The 19,246-nt window shown below is 46.0% G+C and carries 17 protein-coding genes and 10 tRNA genes; 2 read left to right on the forward strand and 25 right to left on the reverse strand.

Going from position 1 to position 19,246, the window contains the following annotated elements; all coding sequences use genetic code 11:
- Positions 1-189: 189 nt before the first annotated feature.
- From ACQQ6X_RS00590 to ACQQ6X_RS00615, 6 genes are all read right to left on the reverse strand, one after another.
- Positions 190-702, reverse strand: coding sequence for an adenine phosphoribosyltransferase (locus ACQQ6X_RS00590; RefSeq protein ID WP_063212995.1), 513 nt, complete (start codon positions 700-702; stop codon positions 190-192).
- A gap of 65 nt (positions 703-767) precedes the next feature.
- Positions 768-3,164, reverse strand: coding sequence for a single-stranded-DNA-specific exonuclease RecJ (recJ, locus tag ACQQ6X_RS00595; protein ID WP_305167619.1), 2,397 nt, complete (start codon positions 3,162-3,164; stop codon positions 768-770).
- Between the two features lie 33 nt (positions 3,165-3,197).
- Positions 3,198-4,154, reverse strand: coding sequence for a cation diffusion facilitator family transporter (locus tag ACQQ6X_RS00600; protein WP_142613303.1), 957 nt, complete (start codon positions 4,152-4,154; stop codon positions 3,198-3,200).
- Positions 4,155-4,355: 201 nt separating this feature from the next.
- A complete protein-coding gene (gene secF / locus ACQQ6X_RS00605; RefSeq protein ID WP_305167621.1) occupies positions 4,356-5,270 on the reverse strand; it encodes a protein translocase subunit SecF in 915 nt (304 codons plus the stop codon).
- The gene (gene secD / locus ACQQ6X_RS00610) at positions 5,260-6,516 is read right to left on the reverse strand and encodes a protein translocase subunit SecD (RefSeq protein WP_305167622.1); all 1,257 of its coding nucleotides are present in this window, start codon (positions 6,514-6,516) and stop codon (positions 5,260-5,262) included. Before secD ends, secF begins: the two co-directional genes overlap by 11 nt.
- Before the next feature lie 91 nt (positions 6,517-6,607).
- Positions 6,608-6,865: a post-transcriptional regulator gene (locus ACQQ6X_RS00615; protein WP_305167624.1), complete on the reverse strand. Its 258-nt coding sequence runs from the start codon at positions 6,863-6,865 to the stop codon at positions 6,608-6,610.
- 306 nt (positions 6,866-7,171) lie between these two features.
- On the opposite strand from ACQQ6X_RS00615, the gene spoVB reads away from it, so the two are divergent.
- Entirely contained in the window at positions 7,172-8,743 is a 1,572-nt protein-coding gene (gene spoVB / locus ACQQ6X_RS00620; RefSeq protein WP_305167625.1) for a stage V sporulation protein B, read from the forward strand.
- 5 nt (positions 8,744-8,748) lie between these two features.
- Here spoVB and ACQQ6X_RS00625 read toward each other — a convergent pair whose 3' ends face one another.
- Positions 8,749-9,525: a DUF421 domain-containing protein gene (locus ACQQ6X_RS00625; RefSeq protein ID WP_305167626.1), complete on the reverse strand. Its 777-nt coding sequence runs from the start codon at positions 9,523-9,525 to the stop codon at positions 8,749-8,751.
- A gap of 206 nt (positions 9,526-9,731) precedes the next feature.
- Between ACQQ6X_RS00625 and ACQQ6X_RS00630 the strand changes: the two genes are divergently transcribed.
- Positions 9,732-10,121, forward strand: a complete 390-nt coding sequence (locus ACQQ6X_RS00630; protein WP_305167627.1) for a TIGR04086 family membrane protein — start codon at positions 9,732-9,734, stop codon at positions 10,119-10,121.
- Between the two features lie 70 nt (positions 10,122-10,191).
- Here the strand turns inward: ACQQ6X_RS00630 and yajC are convergent, their stop codons facing one another.
- The 18 genes from yajC to ACQQ6X_RS00720 all read right to left on the reverse strand — a co-directional run bounded on the left by yajC (position 10,192) and on the right by ACQQ6X_RS00720 (position 19,212).
- The gene (yajC, locus tag ACQQ6X_RS00635) at positions 10,192-10,527 is read right to left on the reverse strand and encodes a preprotein translocase subunit YajC (RefSeq protein WP_013372646.1); all 336 of its coding nucleotides are present in this window, start codon (positions 10,525-10,527) and stop codon (positions 10,192-10,194) included.
- A gap of 35 nt (positions 10,528-10,562) precedes the next feature.
- Complete coding sequence (tgt, locus tag ACQQ6X_RS00640; RefSeq protein ID WP_063212986.1) at positions 10,563-11,702, reverse strand: tRNA guanosine(34) transglycosylase Tgt; 1,140 nt, start codon at positions 11,700-11,702, stop codon at positions 10,563-10,565.
- A gap of 18 nt (positions 11,703-11,720) precedes the next feature.
- A complete protein-coding gene (queA, locus tag ACQQ6X_RS00645) occupies positions 11,721-12,749 on the reverse strand; it encodes a tRNA preQ1(34) S-adenosylmethionine ribosyltransferase-isomerase QueA (RefSeq protein WP_063212985.1) in 1,029 nt (342 codons plus the stop codon).
- A 7-nt stretch (positions 12,750-12,756) separates the two neighbouring features.
- On the reverse strand, positions 12,757-14,844 hold the full coding sequence (locus ACQQ6X_RS00650; protein WP_305167628.1) for a SpoIID/LytB domain-containing protein: 2,088 nt from the start codon (positions 14,842-14,844) through the stop codon (positions 12,757-12,759).
- Between the two features lie 230 nt (positions 14,845-15,074).
- The gene (gene ruvB, locus ACQQ6X_RS00655) at positions 15,075-16,082 is read right to left on the reverse strand and encodes a Holliday junction branch migration DNA helicase RuvB (RefSeq protein WP_305167629.1); all 1,008 of its coding nucleotides are present in this window, start codon (positions 16,080-16,082) and stop codon (positions 15,075-15,077) included.
- Positions 16,083-16,132: 50 nt separating this feature from the next.
- Positions 16,133-16,747, reverse strand: a complete 615-nt coding sequence (gene ruvA / locus ACQQ6X_RS00660) for a Holliday junction branch migration protein RuvA (protein WP_063212983.1) — start codon at positions 16,745-16,747, stop codon at positions 16,133-16,135.
- A complete protein-coding gene (gene ruvC, locus ACQQ6X_RS00665) occupies positions 16,744-17,247 on the reverse strand; it encodes a crossover junction endodeoxyribonuclease RuvC (protein ID WP_025675038.1) in 504 nt (167 codons plus the stop codon). Before ruvC ends, ruvA begins: the two co-directional genes overlap by 4 nt.
- Before the next feature lie 227 nt (positions 17,248-17,474).
- Entirely contained in the window at positions 17,475-18,176 is a 702-nt protein-coding gene (locus ACQQ6X_RS00670) for a BofC C-terminal domain-containing protein (RefSeq protein ID WP_305167631.1), read from the reverse strand.
- A gap of 114 nt (positions 18,177-18,290) precedes the next feature.
- Positions 18,291-18,364, reverse strand: a tRNA-Pro gene (locus tag ACQQ6X_RS00675).
- 7 nt (positions 18,365-18,371) lie between these two features.
- Positions 18,372-18,451: transfer RNA gene (locus ACQQ6X_RS00680), tRNA-Leu, on the reverse strand.
- 12 nt (positions 18,452-18,463) lie between these two features.
- Positions 18,464-18,540, reverse strand: a tRNA-Arg gene (locus ACQQ6X_RS00685).
- A 5-nt stretch (positions 18,541-18,545) separates the two neighbouring features.
- Positions 18,546-18,620, reverse strand: a tRNA-Gly gene (locus ACQQ6X_RS00690).
- Positions 18,621-18,655: 35 nt separating this feature from the next.
- Positions 18,656-18,731 (reverse strand) — tRNA-Lys (locus tag ACQQ6X_RS00695).
- A gap of 28 nt (positions 18,732-18,759) precedes the next feature.
- A tRNA-Asp gene (locus ACQQ6X_RS00700) sits at positions 18,760-18,836 on the reverse strand.
- 23 nt (positions 18,837-18,859) lie between these two features.
- A tRNA-Met gene (locus ACQQ6X_RS00705) sits at positions 18,860-18,936 on the reverse strand.
- A gap of 10 nt (positions 18,937-18,946) precedes the next feature.
- Positions 18,947-19,022 (reverse strand) — tRNA-Val (locus tag ACQQ6X_RS00710).
- Between the two features lie 9 nt (positions 19,023-19,031).
- A tRNA-Glu gene (locus tag ACQQ6X_RS00715) sits at positions 19,032-19,103 on the reverse strand.
- A gap of 17 nt (positions 19,104-19,120) precedes the next feature.
- Positions 19,121-19,212: transfer RNA gene (locus tag ACQQ6X_RS00720), tRNA-Ser, on the reverse strand.
- Positions 19,213-19,246: the final 34 nt, after the last annotated feature.

The following is a 19,246-nucleotide window of genomic DNA, read 5'->3' on the forward strand; positions in this document are numbered from 1 at the left end:
TTTATTTTATTTTTTTATAACTTTCTTCCAGTAAAACCCGTGGTAATTTGTTACAACAGGGAAATCCAATTTAATTACAATCAAAAAATAGCCCGATGGAGCAACTCTTTAGATAAAGAGATGTTCCATCAGGCTATTTAAACAATCTATACATAAAATATTTCCCGGGAAACCCCGGTTCCGAAATACTTAATACTTAATTAGGGTGAATACATCTACGTCAGGCAGCTTCGCTCGTCCGTTGAGATCAGACAGCTCGATCAGAAAAGCAGCTCCTGCCACATTACCACCAAGTTGGCGTACCAAGTTCACGGATGTAGCGATGGTTCCACCTGTAGCAAGCAAATCATCAGCAATCAGAACATTTTGCCCCGGCTCAATCGCATCCTTATGCATAGCCAGAGTATCCTTACCATATTCCAAACCGTATGCTTCCTCAATGGTTTCTCCAGGCAACTTGCCACTTTTACGGATAGGAATAAAACCAACACCCAGTGCATAAGCCAGAGGCGCACCGACAACGAATCCACGTGCTTCCGGACCTGCAATCAAATCAATTTTTAAATCAGATACCAGTTCCTTCATATCGTTGATAGCCTTGCGGTACAGTTCACCATTTTTCATTAGGGTTGTAATATCCTTAAAACTAATCCCTGGTTGTGGAAAATCGTTAATCACCCGAATATATTCTTTGTAGTCCAACTTAGTTCCTCCTACTGTAAACTTCTAATTAGTATATACATTTTACAAAACTGCAAGGTAGTATCTCAAGACGCACCCTTCATAAGCGACATAATCCAGCTTGTCATTTGGGTGGTGTCTGCGTCCAGTAAATAACGCTCCATCTCAGCCATATTATACAATTCCTGATAGCGCGGAGAAGCAGTTAAATCTCGCTTGGGCGGATTGGATACAAAACGAAATTGACCCTCTGTACGCGTCAAAAACTCAAGATCCTCGAAGATGTCCAGTACTTTGGATAACATACGCACTGAACAGGAGCACTGCCGGCTAAGGGCAGGTAGCATTGCTTTTTCATCAATTAGCTGTGTTCCCATTCGGGAAAGCACAATGTAAATACGCTTAAACAGCTCCCTATCGGGACTTACGAGCCGGCCACCACGTTCACTGAGCGAATGAAGAAGAAAAACGTTCTCTACATTCTCAAAAGTAGACCATAAAGCATGAAACTGCTCAGGGGTATCTGGCGGCTCCAATACGAACAGTGACTTCACAGAGTTCTGTGTATTTTTTTGACCATCACTGGGAGTAACGCAGCCATTTTTATCGTATAACCATAAGGATTCAGCATCCACGGCGCTCGATGGACGAAGCCGAGATGAGGGATGGATCAACACTGCTACATCGTTCTTTCTTTCCTCTAAGCTTGGATGAAAGATCTTTAGCCCTCGCTCCAGTTCGGCAAGAGGGTCCGATACTCCACGGTAATCAAAAATTTGCGGAGCCTGCACACGAATATCCTGCAACATCAGCTGGAGGGATCGTTTACCGTTCCACTCGTTAATTGATAATTCACCCAACAGATCTATGTCCGTATCCTGCTGTAAAAAATCAGCCAAATCGCCACGTCGGAAGGCAACTGCTTCCAGCGATAAACCGTTCTGCTCCAGTACTAGCTTCACATGGTTTTTCTCACGTCCCATTTTACGAGCCTCACGCAATTGTAGCCCCTGTAATACAAATCGTGGCGAGGGATTTCCCATACCAAAAGGCTGGAGCAATTCCAGTTCTTCAACTACTTGTAAAGATACCTCATCCAGACGACAGACCATATCGGCCTCAGCTACAGGAATAAAATCTTCTGGTGTCAAAATGGAAGCTGCATAGCGGTTTAGACGTTCTTCAAATAATTGAAGATTGTCACAGGACAATGTCATTCCCGCCGCTGAAGGATGTCCACCAAAATGCTCCATGAGTTCATGGCAATCTGTGAGAGCACTGTAGATATCCAATGCAGGAATAGAGCGAGCAGAACCTTTGCACATGCCTGTCTCTGCATCTATGCCCAGAATAATAGTTGGCCGATAGTAGCGATCCAACAGCTTGGATGCCACAATCCCGACGACACCAACATTCCAGCCTTCACCAGCCAAAACAATAACGGATGGAAGCTTGCCTCCATTGATTTTGGATGCTAGTTGCTGCTCGGCTTGCTCCACGATGCGTTCGACTACTTGTTGACGCTCACGATTGAGCAGATCCAGCGCATGCGCAAGTTGGTCTGCTTCCTCCTCTTTTTCTGTCGTTAGCAGGGAAACAGCTCGTCCCGCATGATCCAGTCGCCCGCTCGCATTAATCCGCGGTGCCAATGCAAACGCGATGTTGACCGAAGTCACTGTGGATATCTCCACACCCGCTACATGAAGTAGCGCCCGAATCCCTGGGAATGCTGAGTTTCTCATGGATTGAATCCCTCGGCGTACTATCGTCCGGTTCTCACCATGTAGTGGCATCAAATCAGCTACTGTACCAATAGCGGCGATTTCAAACCATTCCTCGGGTACTTCACTCAACAACGCCTGAGCTAGCTTCAGAGCAACACCAACGCCTGCAAGGCCTTTAAATGGGTAGGGACAAGCCGGCAGCTTCGGATTGATCAATGTATAAGCCTCAGGAAGTACAGCAGGCGGTTCATGATGATCAGTCACAATTACATCGATCCCTAAGGAAGTCGCATAAGCAACTTGCTCTACTGCACTAATTCCCGTATCCACCGTAATGACCAGTGTAACCCCTTGCTGATGAGCCCAATCCAGAGCATGGTTGTGCAGACCATATCCCTCATTCGAACGATGAGGAATGTAAATATCATAAGATGCCTTCAGAAAACGCATAAGCTGAATCATCAATGATGTACTGGATACGCCGTCTGCGTCATAGTCACCATAGATTAGTATATGCTCGCCACGCTCCAGGGCCTGGCGAATTCTCGGCACGGCCTCTTTCATGCCATGTAGCAGAAAAGGGTCGTGTACATCGTCCACACTTCCGTACAAAAAGCGGTTTGCTTCCCCGGCTGTAGTGACGCCCCGGTTTACTAAAAGCCGGGACAACAATGGTGAAATCCCCAGCTCTTCTGTTAACGGCTGAGCCGCTTCCAGGTTAACCTCCGGGGTCTTCCATCTGTACTGCGAATGAAGCAATCCTATTCACCTTTCTTTCATAGTCGGCCTGCCTCATTGAAGCAAGGACGACGCATCATTATCAGGCAGTTCATGATTGGATTTATAAGGATACCCGGCTTGGTAAGAAATGAACTGCATTTGTACATGAGTCACCTGTGGAAAACGGGCTAATAGCAGATTTTTAGCTCGATCAGCAATTTCCTGTGCTTCCTGCACCGTAATCCGCGGGTTAACACTTATCGTTACATCCACAGTAATGAAATGGCCCGTTTCCTGAGCATGTAAGTGTTCCACCGTTACAATACCATATACTCGTTGAATCGTCTCCATAAAGCGCTGGGAGTCTTCCTCCCGCAAGGGCTGTGCAGGAGCCTGGTACACGGTATTCATCACCATCAGATATCCTTTACGCAGTACCAGACAGGCTACCAGCAAGGCTGCAGTTGGATCAAGATACAATAGTGCAGGCCATTCCATTGCTTCGCCAGTCATTGCACCGATCATGCCGATCAATGCAATCAAAGATGAATACAACGAGTACCGTTCATGGTTAGCATACCGGTCTGCTTCCGCTTTAAGGCCATGTTTTATCGAGTAGCGATATTGAAACTGAAATAATGCTTCTCTCAACACCAAAGCAATTAACACGGTAATTAAAGCATACAGACCGGGAGCCTGCGGCTCCGAACTACTTAATGAACGAACAGCAGAAATACCTAGCTGAAGCCCGCTCATCAGCACTAGGATAGCCAGCACCACAGATATGACCGTCCGAACTTTTTCACCGTTCCGCAACCGCGCCAGCACCCCGTGATCTGTACTTGCCTTGGAAAACAATAGCTCTTGCAAACGGGAAGCACTATCCGCAGCCGTGTGCAATGCATCCCCCAACAACGCTTTGCTGTTTGCCGCATAACCGACGGTTCCCTTAAGAACAGCCAGCACGAGATTACCTACAATCCCGCTCAACGCCGCAGTTTCTAGTGATCGGCTGCGTTCGCTACTCACAACGTTTCCCCCTCAATCCTGAACTAACCCTTTGCCGATAAAGCTCCATTCCAATTAACCGGATTTCTTTAAATATAACTTTTTATGACCGCCGTGTCTCACTATTAGCCCCAAACATAAGGTAAATCTCAAAACCTTAGAAAACCGCGCCCAAGCAGACGCGGCTTTCTCTTTAATTTATACTACTGGTATTTGCTTAACTTAAGACTTTGCAGTTTTGGCGGCTCCACCAGCTGTCGGCGTCTTTTGTTTTCCCTTCAGTGCTACCCACAACGGGCTGGCAATAAAGATGGAAGAGTAAGCACCGAACAGCAAACCGATCACCATCGCAAGCGAGAACATCCGAATGGATTCGCCGCCAAATATGAATAGACAAACGGACGCAATAAACACTGTAAACACAGTTGCGAGTGAACGCGTCATCGTTTGTGCAATACTGTGATCGACTACTTGCTCCAAATCAGCTTTGGACTTTTTCTTTGCAAATCGCAGGTTTTCCCGAATACGGTCAAAAATAACGACGGTATCGTTAATGGAGAACCCAACAATCGTCAGAATGGCCGTAATAAAGGTCAAATCGACCTCAAGCCGGAAAATCGAGAAAATACTGATGACAAGAAACGCATCATGCAGCAACGAAACAATCGCAGCCACCGCAAAACGCCATTCAAAACGGATCGAAATGTAGATAGCAATGGCCACAGAGGCTAGCAAAATCGCCCAGATTGCATTTCGCTCCAGCTCTTGCGCCATTTCCGTATCCACCGTATTGACCTCAAATGATGCCTTTGGATCAAGCTCTTTATTAAAAGAAGTTTTAAAGTCATTCACTTGCTGATCTGTCAACACTTGTGAAAAACGAATGCCGAAGCGCTCTTTACCTGGTGTATAATCCACCTCTTTGCCGATCCCGTTCTTGTCCAGCAAACTTTGAATCTGTTCTTGTGTAACTGCCTTGGTCAAATTAACATCCACGTTGGAACCGGAACGGAAATCAACCCCGTAATTCAAACCGAATATCGACAAGCTCAAAATACCAAGCAACGTGACAATAATCGAGAATGTATAAAACCACTTGCTCATCTTGACATATTTGTAGTCCCAATTAAAGCGCACTAATATCACTCTCCTTCACACCAAAATACTTGGCCTTCTTCACAGCATCCGCTTTAACCAGCAGATTGAGCAAGAAGCGCGAGAAGAAGATATTTGTCAAAATACTAACGACAATATCAACGATGAGCACGAGAGCAAATCCTCGAACGGAGCCTGTACCCAGACCAAACATGACAGCTGCCGCTATGATTGTTGTAATATTGGCATCCATAACAGTACGGAACGATGCCTTACTGCCTGCGATGACAGAAGAACGAATCGTTTTGCCTGACTTGATTTCTTCTTTAATCCGTTCATACGTAATGATATTGGCATCCACCGCCATCCCGATCCCGAGCACGAAGGCTGCGATGCCCGGAAGTGTGAGCACAAAACCGCCCAAATAAAAGATCGCAAGCACCAACCAAGTATGAACGATGAGACAGAAGCTAGCGATCAGTCCCGGTACACGGAACATTGCAATCATAAAGATCAGAATGATGACCGAGCCGATCAAACCAGCACGGATCGTCTGATCCAGTGACAGTTGACCCAGTGTAGCCCCTACACTCTGAGAATATTTTTCCGTAAGTTTAAGCGGAAGAGCACCCAGATTGATCGTATCTGCTAGCTTGTTCGCTTCATCACGTGTGTAGTTACCTGTAATCGAAGCACTGCCATCCGTCAATTCACTGCGGACTGTAGGTGCAGACAGTAATTCATCATCGAGGAAAATAGCCAACTCTTTATTCATAAGTCGCTTTGTGATTTCTGCAAATTTGGCTTTGTCTTTTACCTTGATACTAATCTCAGGGTGATTCAGTTGGTCATAGCCAACAACAGCCCCATTCTCCACAAAATCATTACCACGGAGCTCAATTTTGCTGTATTGACCCGGCTTTTTAGCATCTGCTGCCGTTGCACTACGGAAGGTTAACTCTGCGGGTTTTTTCAGCATGGAGCGGACTTCTGCCTCATTAGAGACACCAGCAAGCCGCACGCGAATCCGATTGCTCCCCTCTGTTGTTACTTCCGGCTCAGTCGTACCAAGCGCATTAATCCGTCTCTCTAGACTTTGTGCTGTTTGTATCAGAGACTGGCTGGTTACACGCTGCCCGGCTTCCAAAGGCTGGGCTTCATATAAAATTTCAAAGCCTCCCTTTAAATCGAGGCCTAGTTTTAAACTTTTTAGTAGGCCCGGGCTTGTCCCGACCATAACACCAGTAGTTATGAGCACGACCACGATGAAACTTAGAATTCTCTTCATTCCGTCCCATGTTCCCCTTTCATTCTCAATATTCCTATTATAGCTACCCCTCAAAAAGCAGTCAATTTGAACGCAAAAAAAAGACCCCCTTCTATTCGAAAGTGGAGCCCCGTAATGCGGACATCGTCAAATAGTTCATAAAGCTCGTCGCTTTAAGGGAAAGTATATCGTTAACGAGCTTGTGCAGCGGAGGAATACCCTCCTTTTCATATTTATGGCTGACGCAATCCCACACGTCCTTACTGGTGACATGTTCATAGCCTACAAGAATCAGCTCATCCACCTTACTTTGACAGAGTATCTCAATTGCGTCAACCCAATCCTGCTCATCCAGCTCTTCCATACCCACGATGGCCGTTCCTCCTCCCAGCGACTATCGGTTCCGCAGATCAGTAATTAGCGGGGTTGTTGACTGCTTTATAGAGCATTTCTGTCCTGATCCTGGAAAACCCTTCTTTTCGTCGAAAATAGCCGTAAATCAACAATATATGCATTCATTTCGCTCGTCAATAGCAGAATTCCCCACTCTCTCTCTAGTAGTCTGGATCACCTTGTTTCTAAGCTGAAAAGCTTGTCATGAACATGGACAGGTCCGGCATATCTTCTAAAGAACACATAGATGCTGAATTACATTTTGGGGAAGAGGGAGTTACGATTGAAAAAGCAGACATTCATTCATGGAGCAATTATTTTATTGGCAGCGGGAATCATCAATCGGCTACTGGGTTTTATTCCCCGAATCGCACTCCCGCGTATTATCGGCCCCGAAGGAGTTGGGCTGTACCAGCAGGGATATCCCTTTTTTATCGTACTAGTGACTCTTATTACCGGGGGCATCCCTCTTGCGGTAGCCAAGCTTGTAGCTGAAGCTGAAACGGCAGGGCAACCCGAAATGTCACGACGTATTTTGCACACAAGCTTGCGCTTCACCATTACATTCAGCCTGATTGCCATGACAATCTGTCTTGTGTTTGCACCTTGGATCACAAGCCATCTCCTGACTGATAGCCGTGTGTATTATACATTTGTGAGTATGAGCCCAATGATTGTCATTGTTGCTGTCTCCTCAGCTTATAGGGGCTATTTTCAAGGAAAACAAAATATGATTCCGTCAGCCAGTTCCTCCATTGCGGAAACCATTATGCGTATTTTTTGCGTCATTTGGTTTGCTTACTTGTTACTACCCCATGGGGTAGCCTACGCTGCTGCAGGTGCTATGCTCGGTGCTCTGGCGGGTGAATTCATTGGCATGGTTGTGCTGCTATGGCAATATACCTGGAACCAGCGAAAGGATTATACTCTTCAACCGAAGGCTCCTTTACCTTCAGAGGTCTATACCGAGCAATCATCTATTTTGTCACGTCTTATGTCTATATCCGTTCCCGTCACGGCTGGTAGGCTTGTTGGTTCCTTATCTTATCTGCTCGAATCGATCTTATGTATGCGCAGCCTAGCCGTAGCGGGTATTGCAACTGGTGTGGCAACCGCACAATATGGAGCCATGCAAGGAATGGTTATTCCTGTTTTATTACTACCCGGGGTCCTTACAAGCTCGCTGGCCGTTTCACTTGTGCCTTCGTTATCCGAAGCCGCAGCCAACGGACATATTACCGCCATTCACAAACGTTTGCATCAATCGCTTCGTCTTGCTCTAGTCGCAGGAGCCCCATTTGCCGTTATTATGTATGTATTGGCAGAACCGCTGTGTTTGTTGCTCTACAATAATGGCGATATTGCAAGCATGCTTAAACTTATGGCCCCATTTGCTCTTTTTATGTACATTCAGGCCCCGCTTCAGGCAGCACTTCAGGCATTAGACCGTCCTGGAAGTGCCTTATTGAATACCTTTATCGGAGCCATTATCAAAATTGTGCTGATTGTATGGCTTGCTTCCCAGCCTCAGTACGGTATCTACGGAGCTGTCATTGCCATCTGTATTAATAATGCTATCGTTACCCTCCTACATGGCTTCAGTGTCAGCAGACTGCTTCGTTTTCGTGTACGTTTACTTGACTTCTGGAAAACCGGGATGGGCATGATCATTATGGCGGCTGCGGTATTATATACCTACAGGCATTTAACGATTTTCAACCAAATGTGGCTCCAGTTTATTTTTGCCGCAGGAATGGGAATTATTCTGTACCTGTTCCTGATGACCTTGATCAAAATGATCGATTGGGACAACCTCACCCGCATTCCAATTTTGAGAAGGTGGTTTAAAGCATAAAGAAGCTATTCCAGAGATTCTCCATAGGCCGGCGGTGTAATGTACACATCCCCTCTATGGTTAACCGAGCATAAGAAAACATCCTTAAAATCTTTGTGTCCCTTCGCTTGAATCTGATTTTTAAGCCAAAAACGGTTCATATCCATCCGTTCCAAGTTTCGATCCAGCACCTTTCCGTCCATAATTAATGGAATAGGCAGTCCCTCATATCTAAACTTTCCGCCAATTTGTGGAGAAGGATGAACTTTATTTTCCTGTTGCTCTTTGTTTATCAATTCATTTTCTCTTTCATCCTGCTTATTTTTTTCGTGTTTAGCTTCTTCGTAATTTTCCTTGCTAATAACCGTAAGTTTACCTGTTGTCTCCAAAATAACATACTCAACTTCGTCCAAACTTTCTATATTTTGTTCACGAAGTTGTAACATTAAGTCGTCTAAGTTGTAACGTTGCTTCCTCATTTCGTCCTTGTACAGTTGTCCATTTGAATACAAAACACTGGGCTTACCATCGAATAGTAAGCGCAAACGCCGACTTTTCAGACTGAAATAGGAAATTCCAATTTGCAAAACCAACAGCACTCCTAAAGGAATCAACCCTTCATAAAGTGGACGTTTTATATCCTCCAGGCTGAATACAGCAATTTCCGCAATCATAATGGATATGACGAGATCGAATACAGACAATTTTCCGATCTCCCTTTTACCCATCAAACGCATCACCAGATATACAATAAAATACATGAGCAGCGTCCGAAAAATATGAGCAAAAATATCGTGACTCAATAGGTTCGCCTCCTCTCCTGTACTTGCAACAAGACATTAGTCATTCATTGTACACGTATTCTGACCGTTCTTCACTTGGCTCATACAAAAAACAAAAGGCTAAATTATTGAAATAAAGAGAAAGACTGCTTACGACTTGGTACTAAGCTAGGAAGCTTGGCCATAGAATGATAATAGTTCAAACCTTGGTACAGGAGGAATTATCCATGGAGCTCATTCGCCGCTGGTGTTCGTTTCGTCTGGCCCATCCCGTTTTATCCGGCTTATTTTATGCTTTTGCATGGATGCTATTAGGCGCATTGATTCTCTCACTACTCTTGTGGATGACACAGATGCAAGAACAGGACTTATCATTGTATACGTACATCGTCCACGCATTCGCCATGCTATCTGGCGGCTTCGTCGCCGGTAAAAGATCCACGAACAAAGGCTGGTATCAAGGCGGTATTACAGGCATCCTGTATGGGCTAATCATTCTTCTGGTCGGTTTTTTGGCATTGGATGCAGGCATGAACGGTAAGGACCTGATGCACTTAGGTATCGCGTTTGTCGTAGGAGCAGGTGGGGGGATGTTTGGCATTAACTTCCGCAAGTAAATCGACATGTATACAACACACAAAAAACCGAGCCTCCTCAAAGGCTCGGTTTTTGCATAACAACCGCAAGTTACGATTTAGAAACAACTTCCTCAGATGCAGTGTCTTTTGCAATCGCATTACTGATCGCACTACGATCAAAAGTCAGCTTCGTCACATCATTCACACGCAAAACAACTACATCGTCCGTAATCTCCACAATTGTACCGTGAAGACCTCCGATTGTAATCACTTTATCTCCCTTTTTCAAAGCTTGAAGCATCGATTGACGCTGCTTTTGTTTCTTCTGATTCGGACGAATCAGCAAGAAATAGAAGATTACAAACATCAGAGCCAGCGGCCAGATCATTTGAAAAAGTCCCCCAGCTCCACCAGGTGCAGCCGCAGCTGTAGCAAAATGAAACACATTAAATCCCCCTTTCGAATACTCTCCCCTAAAACTTAAAAGCCTTTATCATTATCATGAAGACCGTACTGCTCAAAAAATTCATCGCGGAAATCAAGCAGCCTGTCATCCATAATCGCTTGTCTGACATTACGCATCAATTGTATTAAGAAATGCAAGTTATGATACGTTGTCAGTCGGAGCCCGAAGGTTTCATCTGCTTTAATTAAATGTCGCAAATAAGCACGTGAATAATTACGACAAGTGTAGCAATCACAAGCCGGATCAAGTGGGCCAAAATCGCTTGCATAATTCGCATTCCGAACGACAAGACGCCCTTGACTTGTCATCGTTGTCCCATTGCGAGCAATTCGGGTTGGAAGCACACAATCGAACATATCTACACCACGAATGGAGCCTTCAATCAAAGCATCCGGCGAACCTACGCCCATCAGATAACGTGGTTTGTTGGTAGGAAGCAGAGGAACCGTGTAATCGAGCACTTCATACATCAAATGCTTAGGTTCACCTACACTCAGTCCACCAATAGCATACCCCGGGAAATCCATGGAAGTCAAATCTGCCGCACTTTGCTTGCGCAGATCTTCATGCATGCCTCCTTGTACAATAGCGAACAACCCTTGGTCATGAGGACGGGCATGTGCCTCCAAACAACGCTCAGCCCAACGGCTGGTGCGCTCCAATGACTTTTTCACGTATTCATACTCAGCTGGAAAAGGTGGACATTCATCGAAGGCCATCATAATATCCGAGCCAAGTGAGTTTTGGACTTCCATCGCCACTTCCGGAGAAAGAAACTTCTTATCTCCATTTAAATGAGAGCGGAAATGAACTCCCTCCTCTGAAATCTTACGCATTTCACTTAGGGAAAACACTTGGAATCCGCCACTGTCCGTTAAAATAGGACGATCCCAATTCATAAACTTGTGCAGACCGCCCGCTTCACGGATAATATCATGACCAGGACGAAGAAACAGATGGTACGTATTACTCAAAATAATTTGAGCATCCATTGCTTTCAATTCCTCAGGGCTCATTGTTTTAACAGTTGCTTGAGTTCCCACGGGCATAAAGGTTGGAGTCTCAATCACCCCGTGAGGTGTGTGTACACGCCCAAGACGAGCTCCAGATTGCTTACAGGTCTTAATATGTTCGTATCTTATTGCTGGTGCCATATTTTCTACCATCCTTAATTAATAAATGAACATTGCGTCCCCGAAGCTGAAGAACCGATATTTTTGGTCAATCGCTTCCTGGTAAGCATGCATAATATTCTCTCTGCCAGCTAGTGCGCTGACCAGCATAACCAAAGTGGATTTAGGCAAATGGAAATTCGTAATCATTGCATCCACCACACGGAATTGATAGCCTGGATAAATAAAAATCTGTGTCCAGCCACTGCTGGCCTGTAGCACACCATCTACGAGGTTATTGCCCACCGTCTCCAGCGTTCGGCAACTGGTTGTTCCCACGGCCACAACTCTACCGCCACGCGCCTTAGTTGCATTGAGTATATCTGCCGTTTCCTGTGACAATGAATAGTATTCTTCATGCATAACATGCTCTTCAATCGTGTCCACCGACATCGGTCTAAACGTTCCTAAACCAACATGGAGTGTGATAAAGGCAACGGTAACACCCTTCTCTTTAATTTGGTCCAGTAATTCTTCTGTAAAATGTAACCCTGCCGTCGGAGCCGCAGCAGACCCCTCGTGCCGAGCATAAACGGTCTGATACCGCTCACGATCATCCAGCTGTTCCTTAATATACGGAGGAAGCGGCATCTGCCCCAGGCGATCCAGGATCTCCTGAAAAATACCATCATATGAAAATGAAAGTACCCTTCCGCCCATATCTCCTTCTTCCTCAATAACTGCTTTCAGTTCATCACCGAAAACAATAACAGCTCCCTTTTTCAGCTTTTTGCCGGGTTTCACCAATGCTTCCCATCGGTCTCCCTCCAGTTGTTTAAGCAGCAACACCTCGGCCTTAGCGCCAGTGTCTTGCTTGATGCCAAACAAGCGTGCAGGAATGACTCGGGTATCATTCAAAACCAGCGTATCCCCTGGCTGAAGATACTGCACAATATCCGAAAATGTATGATGTCCCACTTCACCGTTATTTTTGTTTAACGTTAATAATCTAGAAGCGGTCCGCTCAAGCAAAGGCGTCTGTGCAATTAATGTTTCAGGTAGTTCAAAATCGTAGTCATTTACGTTCATATATTGGTCAGTCCTTAACTATATCCACATTTTTGTAATAGTGTTGCAAAATTTTCTTGTAATCATACCCCTGTTCTGCCAAACCGTTGGCACCCCATTGGGATAAGCCCAAGCCATGACCATTCCCTTTACCTGTAAAAATAAAGCTTTGCGTTTTGTCAATAACTCGTGCATGGCGATCTTCATTCATGACGACCACCCCGTTACCACTTGAAGTGCTGGTGCCAGATGCCGACAGAATTTGGGTACCTTGTGTGCCACTTACATGAGAAGTAGCTCCATCTGCGCCTAATACAGTATAACTGCCGGTACTCGCAATATCAAACAGTGTGCTCGGCAGTCCCCCCATCGCAGAGCGATACATATCCGGATATTTTACTTTTAAAGGGGCTCCATCTGCTTCAACCTCTAATACTCGCCCTGACGGCCCTCGTTTAGTGACATCGAGGTGATTAATAGAGGATGGTACCGTCCCGGTTATTTTCCCTTGCAAGGACTTAGCAATTTCAGCTGCTGTAAAAGGCCCTCTAACCCATGCATAGTCTCCGGATTGAGGCACCTTTTCCAAAACAATCATCTCTTCGCCCGGCTGTACCTTTGCTATGGGTGTAACCGTAGATTGAATTTGGGGAATAGGACGCACATTTGTATTTTCTGCTGTAACAGTGATTTTGTCTAATCCCGCTTCTGTGACTCCCTCCAACTCCTTAGCATTATCCTCGCGAATATAACCTGTCTTACCATTGGAGAGAAGCACATGATACCATTCTTGTGCACCTTTTTGTGCTGAAGTATCTCCCGAGCTGTCCACGCTGGCAAACGCTTCGCCACCACTATTCCATACCTCGGAAGCGTCTGCTGTCACACCGCCTGCATTAGAGGAAAATACAGCTTCGACCACTGTGCCGCCATTCTTAATCACTTCACCAGCTGTTGCATCTACAGCCTCGTTGACATTCGCATGCTCCGAGCTTTTACCGTTGTAAGCCTGGCTTAGAGTGCCATCTACTACATTGCCAATCTGAAACCGATTGCCTTGAGCAAGTGCATAACTACGAGCCGCTACCGCTTGAGCTTTAAGTGCTTCAGCTGGCCATGAGGAATAGACCTCTGCTCCAACTACGGAATACAAATACTGCTCCAAGGGGACCTCATTTACAAGCGCCAGCTGTCCTGACGTCATGCTAATTTCCATGTCACCGCGATATGTACGCTGTGATCTTTCGACCACTTGGATTCCATTATTACCGCCGCTGACAATTACCTTACTCTTATCAGACCCACTTAGCATGTAATGAGACATCACCTGTGAGCCTGTCGTTACTCCAGCTTCCTGCCTTATAATGAGACCGGTTTGGTTTACCTTGGAAAGGGTGAGTTTGGGTTGCTTGCTCTCTAGCTCTGTTTTCAAGGCCGACAGCTTGCTGTCATTGCTTTCTTCTCCAACCCATACAGCATATTGCCCCCTTGATTGAATCACAGTAAAAGCATCAAAGCCTGCAGCTGCAATAGTTGTACGAACAAGATTAGCCTCCTGCTCGGTTCCATAGCTTCCCGTCGACCAATGCTTGTTACCCTTAACTTCGGCCTGAGTTCCGGTTACTGAAGAAATCCGCTGTACAGCAGCCTGTGCTGACTGTTCACTAGCATATATGCCCGCATACACTTGATAGACAGAACTACCGTTTTTTGAACCGATAAAAACGGTAGGCTTATCATTTGTCTTTTGCAGGGCTTGAGCCGCTTTTATCGCAGCCGCTTCATTTCCTTCAAGCACCTTCACCCGATAGCTGTCTACACTAAAACGAGCTGTACTGTCCGGCAGTCCCATCCAAGCCTGATAGCTGCCTCCACTATTCTGGCCGACACTCAGGCTCCCTGATGATTTCAAAGTTACAGCGGGGACTGTCGCTTTATATTTACTACCTAGATCCGCAAAGATCACTACGCGAATATCCTCTTGTGCGGCAGCAGCCTGAACACCTGTAGACCAAGGCATGCAAGCTGTTGCTAATACCATAATCAGTGCCGCTCGTTTGACACGGCCTGTCCAAGCTTTGGACTTTTTATTTTGGTTCAATGTATATCCAATCATTTCTAGCTCCCCCAATTCCAGCTGACTAGCACTTATATTACGTGATTTATCGGGATCTCGACCCACGTCTATCCCTTTAAATACATCGGCGGAATAAAACAAAAATGTGAACCCGCTCGAATCGGACTTCCACACTCTCTTTAGCTCAATTCATCTGTCTGTTCATTTCATATCCCCTACTTGCGAACAACCAGTCATTGATTTTTAAGAGTACGCTATGGTTTCTTTAGTTACCGTGGATCCGTTGGCATGGGAATTCCAAGGTGGGCATATGCCGCCGGGGTCACCGTTCGTCCCCGAGGGGTTCTTTGCAGAAGACCAATTTGCAACAAATAAGGCTCGTACACATCCTCAATCGTCTGGCTCTCTTCACCAATGGTCGCAGCGATGGTATCCAATCCTACAGGTCCGCCCCGGAATGAATGAATCATGCCTTTAAGCATTTTATGGTCGATTTCATCCAGCCCGAGTGGATCTATTTGAAGCCTCTTTAGTGCCTCTGCAGCCAATTCTGAATGAATAATACCGTCTCCAACAACTTGGGCAAAATCACGCACCCTTTTTAACAGACGGTTGGCAATCCGCGGTGTCCCCCGTGAACGCAATGCGATTTCCTCCGCTGCGTCCCCGACAATCTCCATTTCCATAATATCCGCACTTCTAGACACGATGTAAGCCAGCTCGTCTTTCGTATAAAACTCTAATCGACTAATAACACCAAACCGGTCACGCAATGGCGCAGAAAGCAACCCAGCGCGTGTAGTAGCACCTATAAGAGTAAAGGGCGGCAAATCCAAACGCACCGAACGGGCACTTGGACCTTTGCCAATCATAATGTCCAGTGCAAAATCCTCCATCGCTGGATACATGACTTCTTCCACTGTACGATGAAGGCGATGAATCTCATCAATGAACAAAACATCCCCTTCTTGAAGATTGGTTAGCAATGCTGCCAAATCTCCCGGTCTTTCAATGGCAGGACCTGAAGTCGTACGCAAATTAACCCCCAACTCATTGGCGATAATGTTAGCCAGAGTGGTTTTCCCTAATCCAGGTGGTCCGTACAACAATACGTGGTCCAATGCTTCTTTACGCATCTTGGCCGCTTCAATATATATTTTCAAATTTTCCTTAACCTGATTTTGCCCGATATATTCATTTAGATAACGGGGGCGAAGGCTTAGCTCCGCCGTCTGGTCTTCCATCATCAAATTGGCGGAAATAATCCGGTCATCCATATTCCATCGCTCCTCTTTTTACCAGACTTCTCATCACGGACAACAGCGTCCTATCCGGCAAACAACAGTTGCAAAGCCCGTTTCATCAATATGTCGGCAGAATCATCAGGTTTCGCATCTTTCTTCATTTTGCTCCATACCTTATCTAACTCAGCATCCGTGTAACCGAGAGCTTTAAGCGCCTCACGCGCCTCACTCCAATACGAACCTTCACCTTCTTCTACAACGGGCTCCGCAAACAATCCGGTAGCCATTCCCAACGATCCAATACCGTCCAACTTGTCTTTCAAATCTAGAATCATACGTTGTGCCGTCTTCTTACCAATCCCCGGTAATTTAGTGAGGAATGTGATATTCTCCTGATAAATCGCCGTCACCACATGCGCAGGCGTACCGCCTCCCAAAATACCAAGCGCCACACGCGGTCCAATACCAGATACATCGATCAGTTTACGGAATAATTGCTGCTCCTCCCGGGTTGCAAACCCAAACAGTAAAATAGCATCTTCCCTTACATGATGGTGAGTGTAAATAACCACCGGTCCTTCCGTTTTGGCGAACGCGTAAGGATTCGGACAAAATACCCGATACCCTACACCTTGCACATCCAAAACGACATATTCATTTTCCAAGTGAGCTACAGAACCACGCAAGAAATCTATCATTTTCGCAATACCTCATTTAATTTTGAATTTAGCCCATAGGAATGCGCATGACAAATAGCCACTGCCAAAGCATCCGCTACGTCATCTGGTTTGGGTACAGCCTGGAGCTTTAGAAACATTCTAACCATCTCCTGTACCTGCTTCTTCTCTGCCTTGCCATACCCTACAATAGCCTGCTTTACCTGCATCGGCGTGTATTCCCCTATAGGCAAATTACGTTGTTTGGCAGCCAACACCAGTACCCCACGCGCCTGACTTACGGACATAGCCGTTGTAACGTTGCGATTAAAAAAGAGCTTCTCCAATGCTACCGCATCCGGCTTATACTTATCAATTAATTGCAACATGCCTTCATACACATGAAGCAGCCTGTCTTCTTCCGGTGTATGGGCTTCCGTCTGAATACAGCCATATTGCACGGGAACCACCTTACTGCCGATCTTGTCTACAAACCCGAAGCCCACAATGGCTATACCCGGATCAATTCCTAGAAAACGCAAAAAAATCTCTCCCCTATCGCTCAAACATGGTGCAACTAACCAACAGTCAGCACCATCGTCAATTTACATGTCCCAATCCCATATAAAGCGAACATATGTGTCGTTCATTTCATTATAACAAAACTTTGTATCTAATAGAGGAAAAAGTTTAACCCATGAGTGAAAACATAAAAAGAGACGCTACAACTTCACCTCATGGGCAAAGTCTAACGTCTTCGTACTTGTAATCAATAATGCTGCTTTAATACCCTCTGTGTTCGCTCCACTGCAAAGTCACTAAAAGTGGAGATTACACTGTTATACTCATTTATATCCTGTACACGGATTCCCTGCTGAAGTTGTTTATATACCCCTTCTGGCAAGGCCGTCTCCATGGAGCCTATATCCAATTGAAAAAAGGTACGAATTACTTTCTCCTTTTTGGGCAGCCCTTCAAACAATGTAAGCTGGCCATCAGTGCTCAATCCCATGTATGCGCGCGCTTTGCATGACTCCGACAAATCTTCAACCTTGCGCTCCAGCCACACTTCTCCTTTAGTATTAAGCCTTCCCTTCCAGTCGGGGTGTTGCCCCAGTAAACTTTCCAGTTGCTGCGAACTTAATGTTCCCAAGGAAGTGGTCTCTGTACCACATACGTAGGTAGTTAACAAACGAGTCTTCCTGCTTATGCCAGAAGCACGGATACTTTGCAACAGTTGCATCTGCGAGGAGCGGTCTTCGGTAGAAGTATAATTTGATGACTCCTCCTCCACCTCTGCCATAACGGGAGTAGCCAGTGGTTGCGACAGCATAGCCTGCATATGATTCGAAAACAGAATGCCCAACCCTGCCAGTAAGCAAGCCGCACCCGAAATAATACATGCCCATACTGTTCTTCTCCACTGTTTCCAGCGCCGTTTCATCTGTTTTTTCCAACTTAATCGCTTCACAGTAATCCCTTCCGTCCCACTTTTTGTGTTAGTGTGACCTGGACATTACTGATTTATGCAAAAAATAATAGCATAAAACAAAAAAGCCGCTGCTTCCAGCGACTTTCTTTTTAATCGGGATGACACGATTTGAACATGCGACCCCCTGGTCCCAAACCAGGTGCTCTACCAAGCTGAGCTACATCCCGAAATACATGCCGGTGAGAGGACTCGAACCTCCACGGTTTCCCTCACGATTTTGAGTCGCGCGCGTCTGCCAATTCCGCCACACCGGCTTATGAAGTTAATGGCGCGCCCTGAGAGATTCGAACTCCCGGCCTTTTGATTCGTAGTCAAACGCTCTATCCAGCTGAGCTAAGGGCGCAAATATGGAGCGGACGACGGGAATCGAACCCGCGACCCTCGCCTTGGCAAGGCGATGCTCTACCGCTGAGCCACGTCCGCAATACAGTTATATCCATGACATATAAGTGCATGAATGGTGAGCCATGAAGGACTCGAACCTTCGACACCCTGATTAAAAGTCAGGTGCTCTACCAACTGAGCTAATGGCTCCCAACAGGGTAATGTAACTTTGTGAAAATGGCGGAACTGACGGGATTCGAACCCGCGATCTCCTGCGTGACAGGCAGGCATGTTAGGCCTCTACACCACAGTTCCATAATAATTCATTAAAAGTTATTTGGTTGCGGGGGCAGGATTTGAACCTGCGACCTTCGGGTTATGAGCCCGACGAGCTACCGAACTGCTCCACCCCGCGTTATTAAATATGGTGGAGGCTGAGGGGATCGAACCCCCGACCCTCTGCTTGTAAGGCAGATGCTCTCCCAGCTGAGCTAAGCCTCCATATTACTATGACCCGTAGGGGATTCGAACCCCTGTTACCTCCGTGAAAGGGAGGTGTCTTAACCCCTTGACCAACGGGCCATGCTATAAAATAATTCTGGCGGAGAGAGAGGGATTCGAACCCTCGAGACGCTTTTGGCGCCTACACGATTTCCAATCGTGCTCCTTCGGCCAACTCGGACACCTCTCCATATGGCTCCCCGAACAGGACTCGAACCTGTGAC

Source organism: Paenibacillus ottowii (genome assembly GCF_050516475.1).
Taxonomy (GTDB): Bacteria; Bacillota; Bacilli; order Paenibacillales; family Paenibacillaceae; genus Paenibacillus; species Paenibacillus ottowii.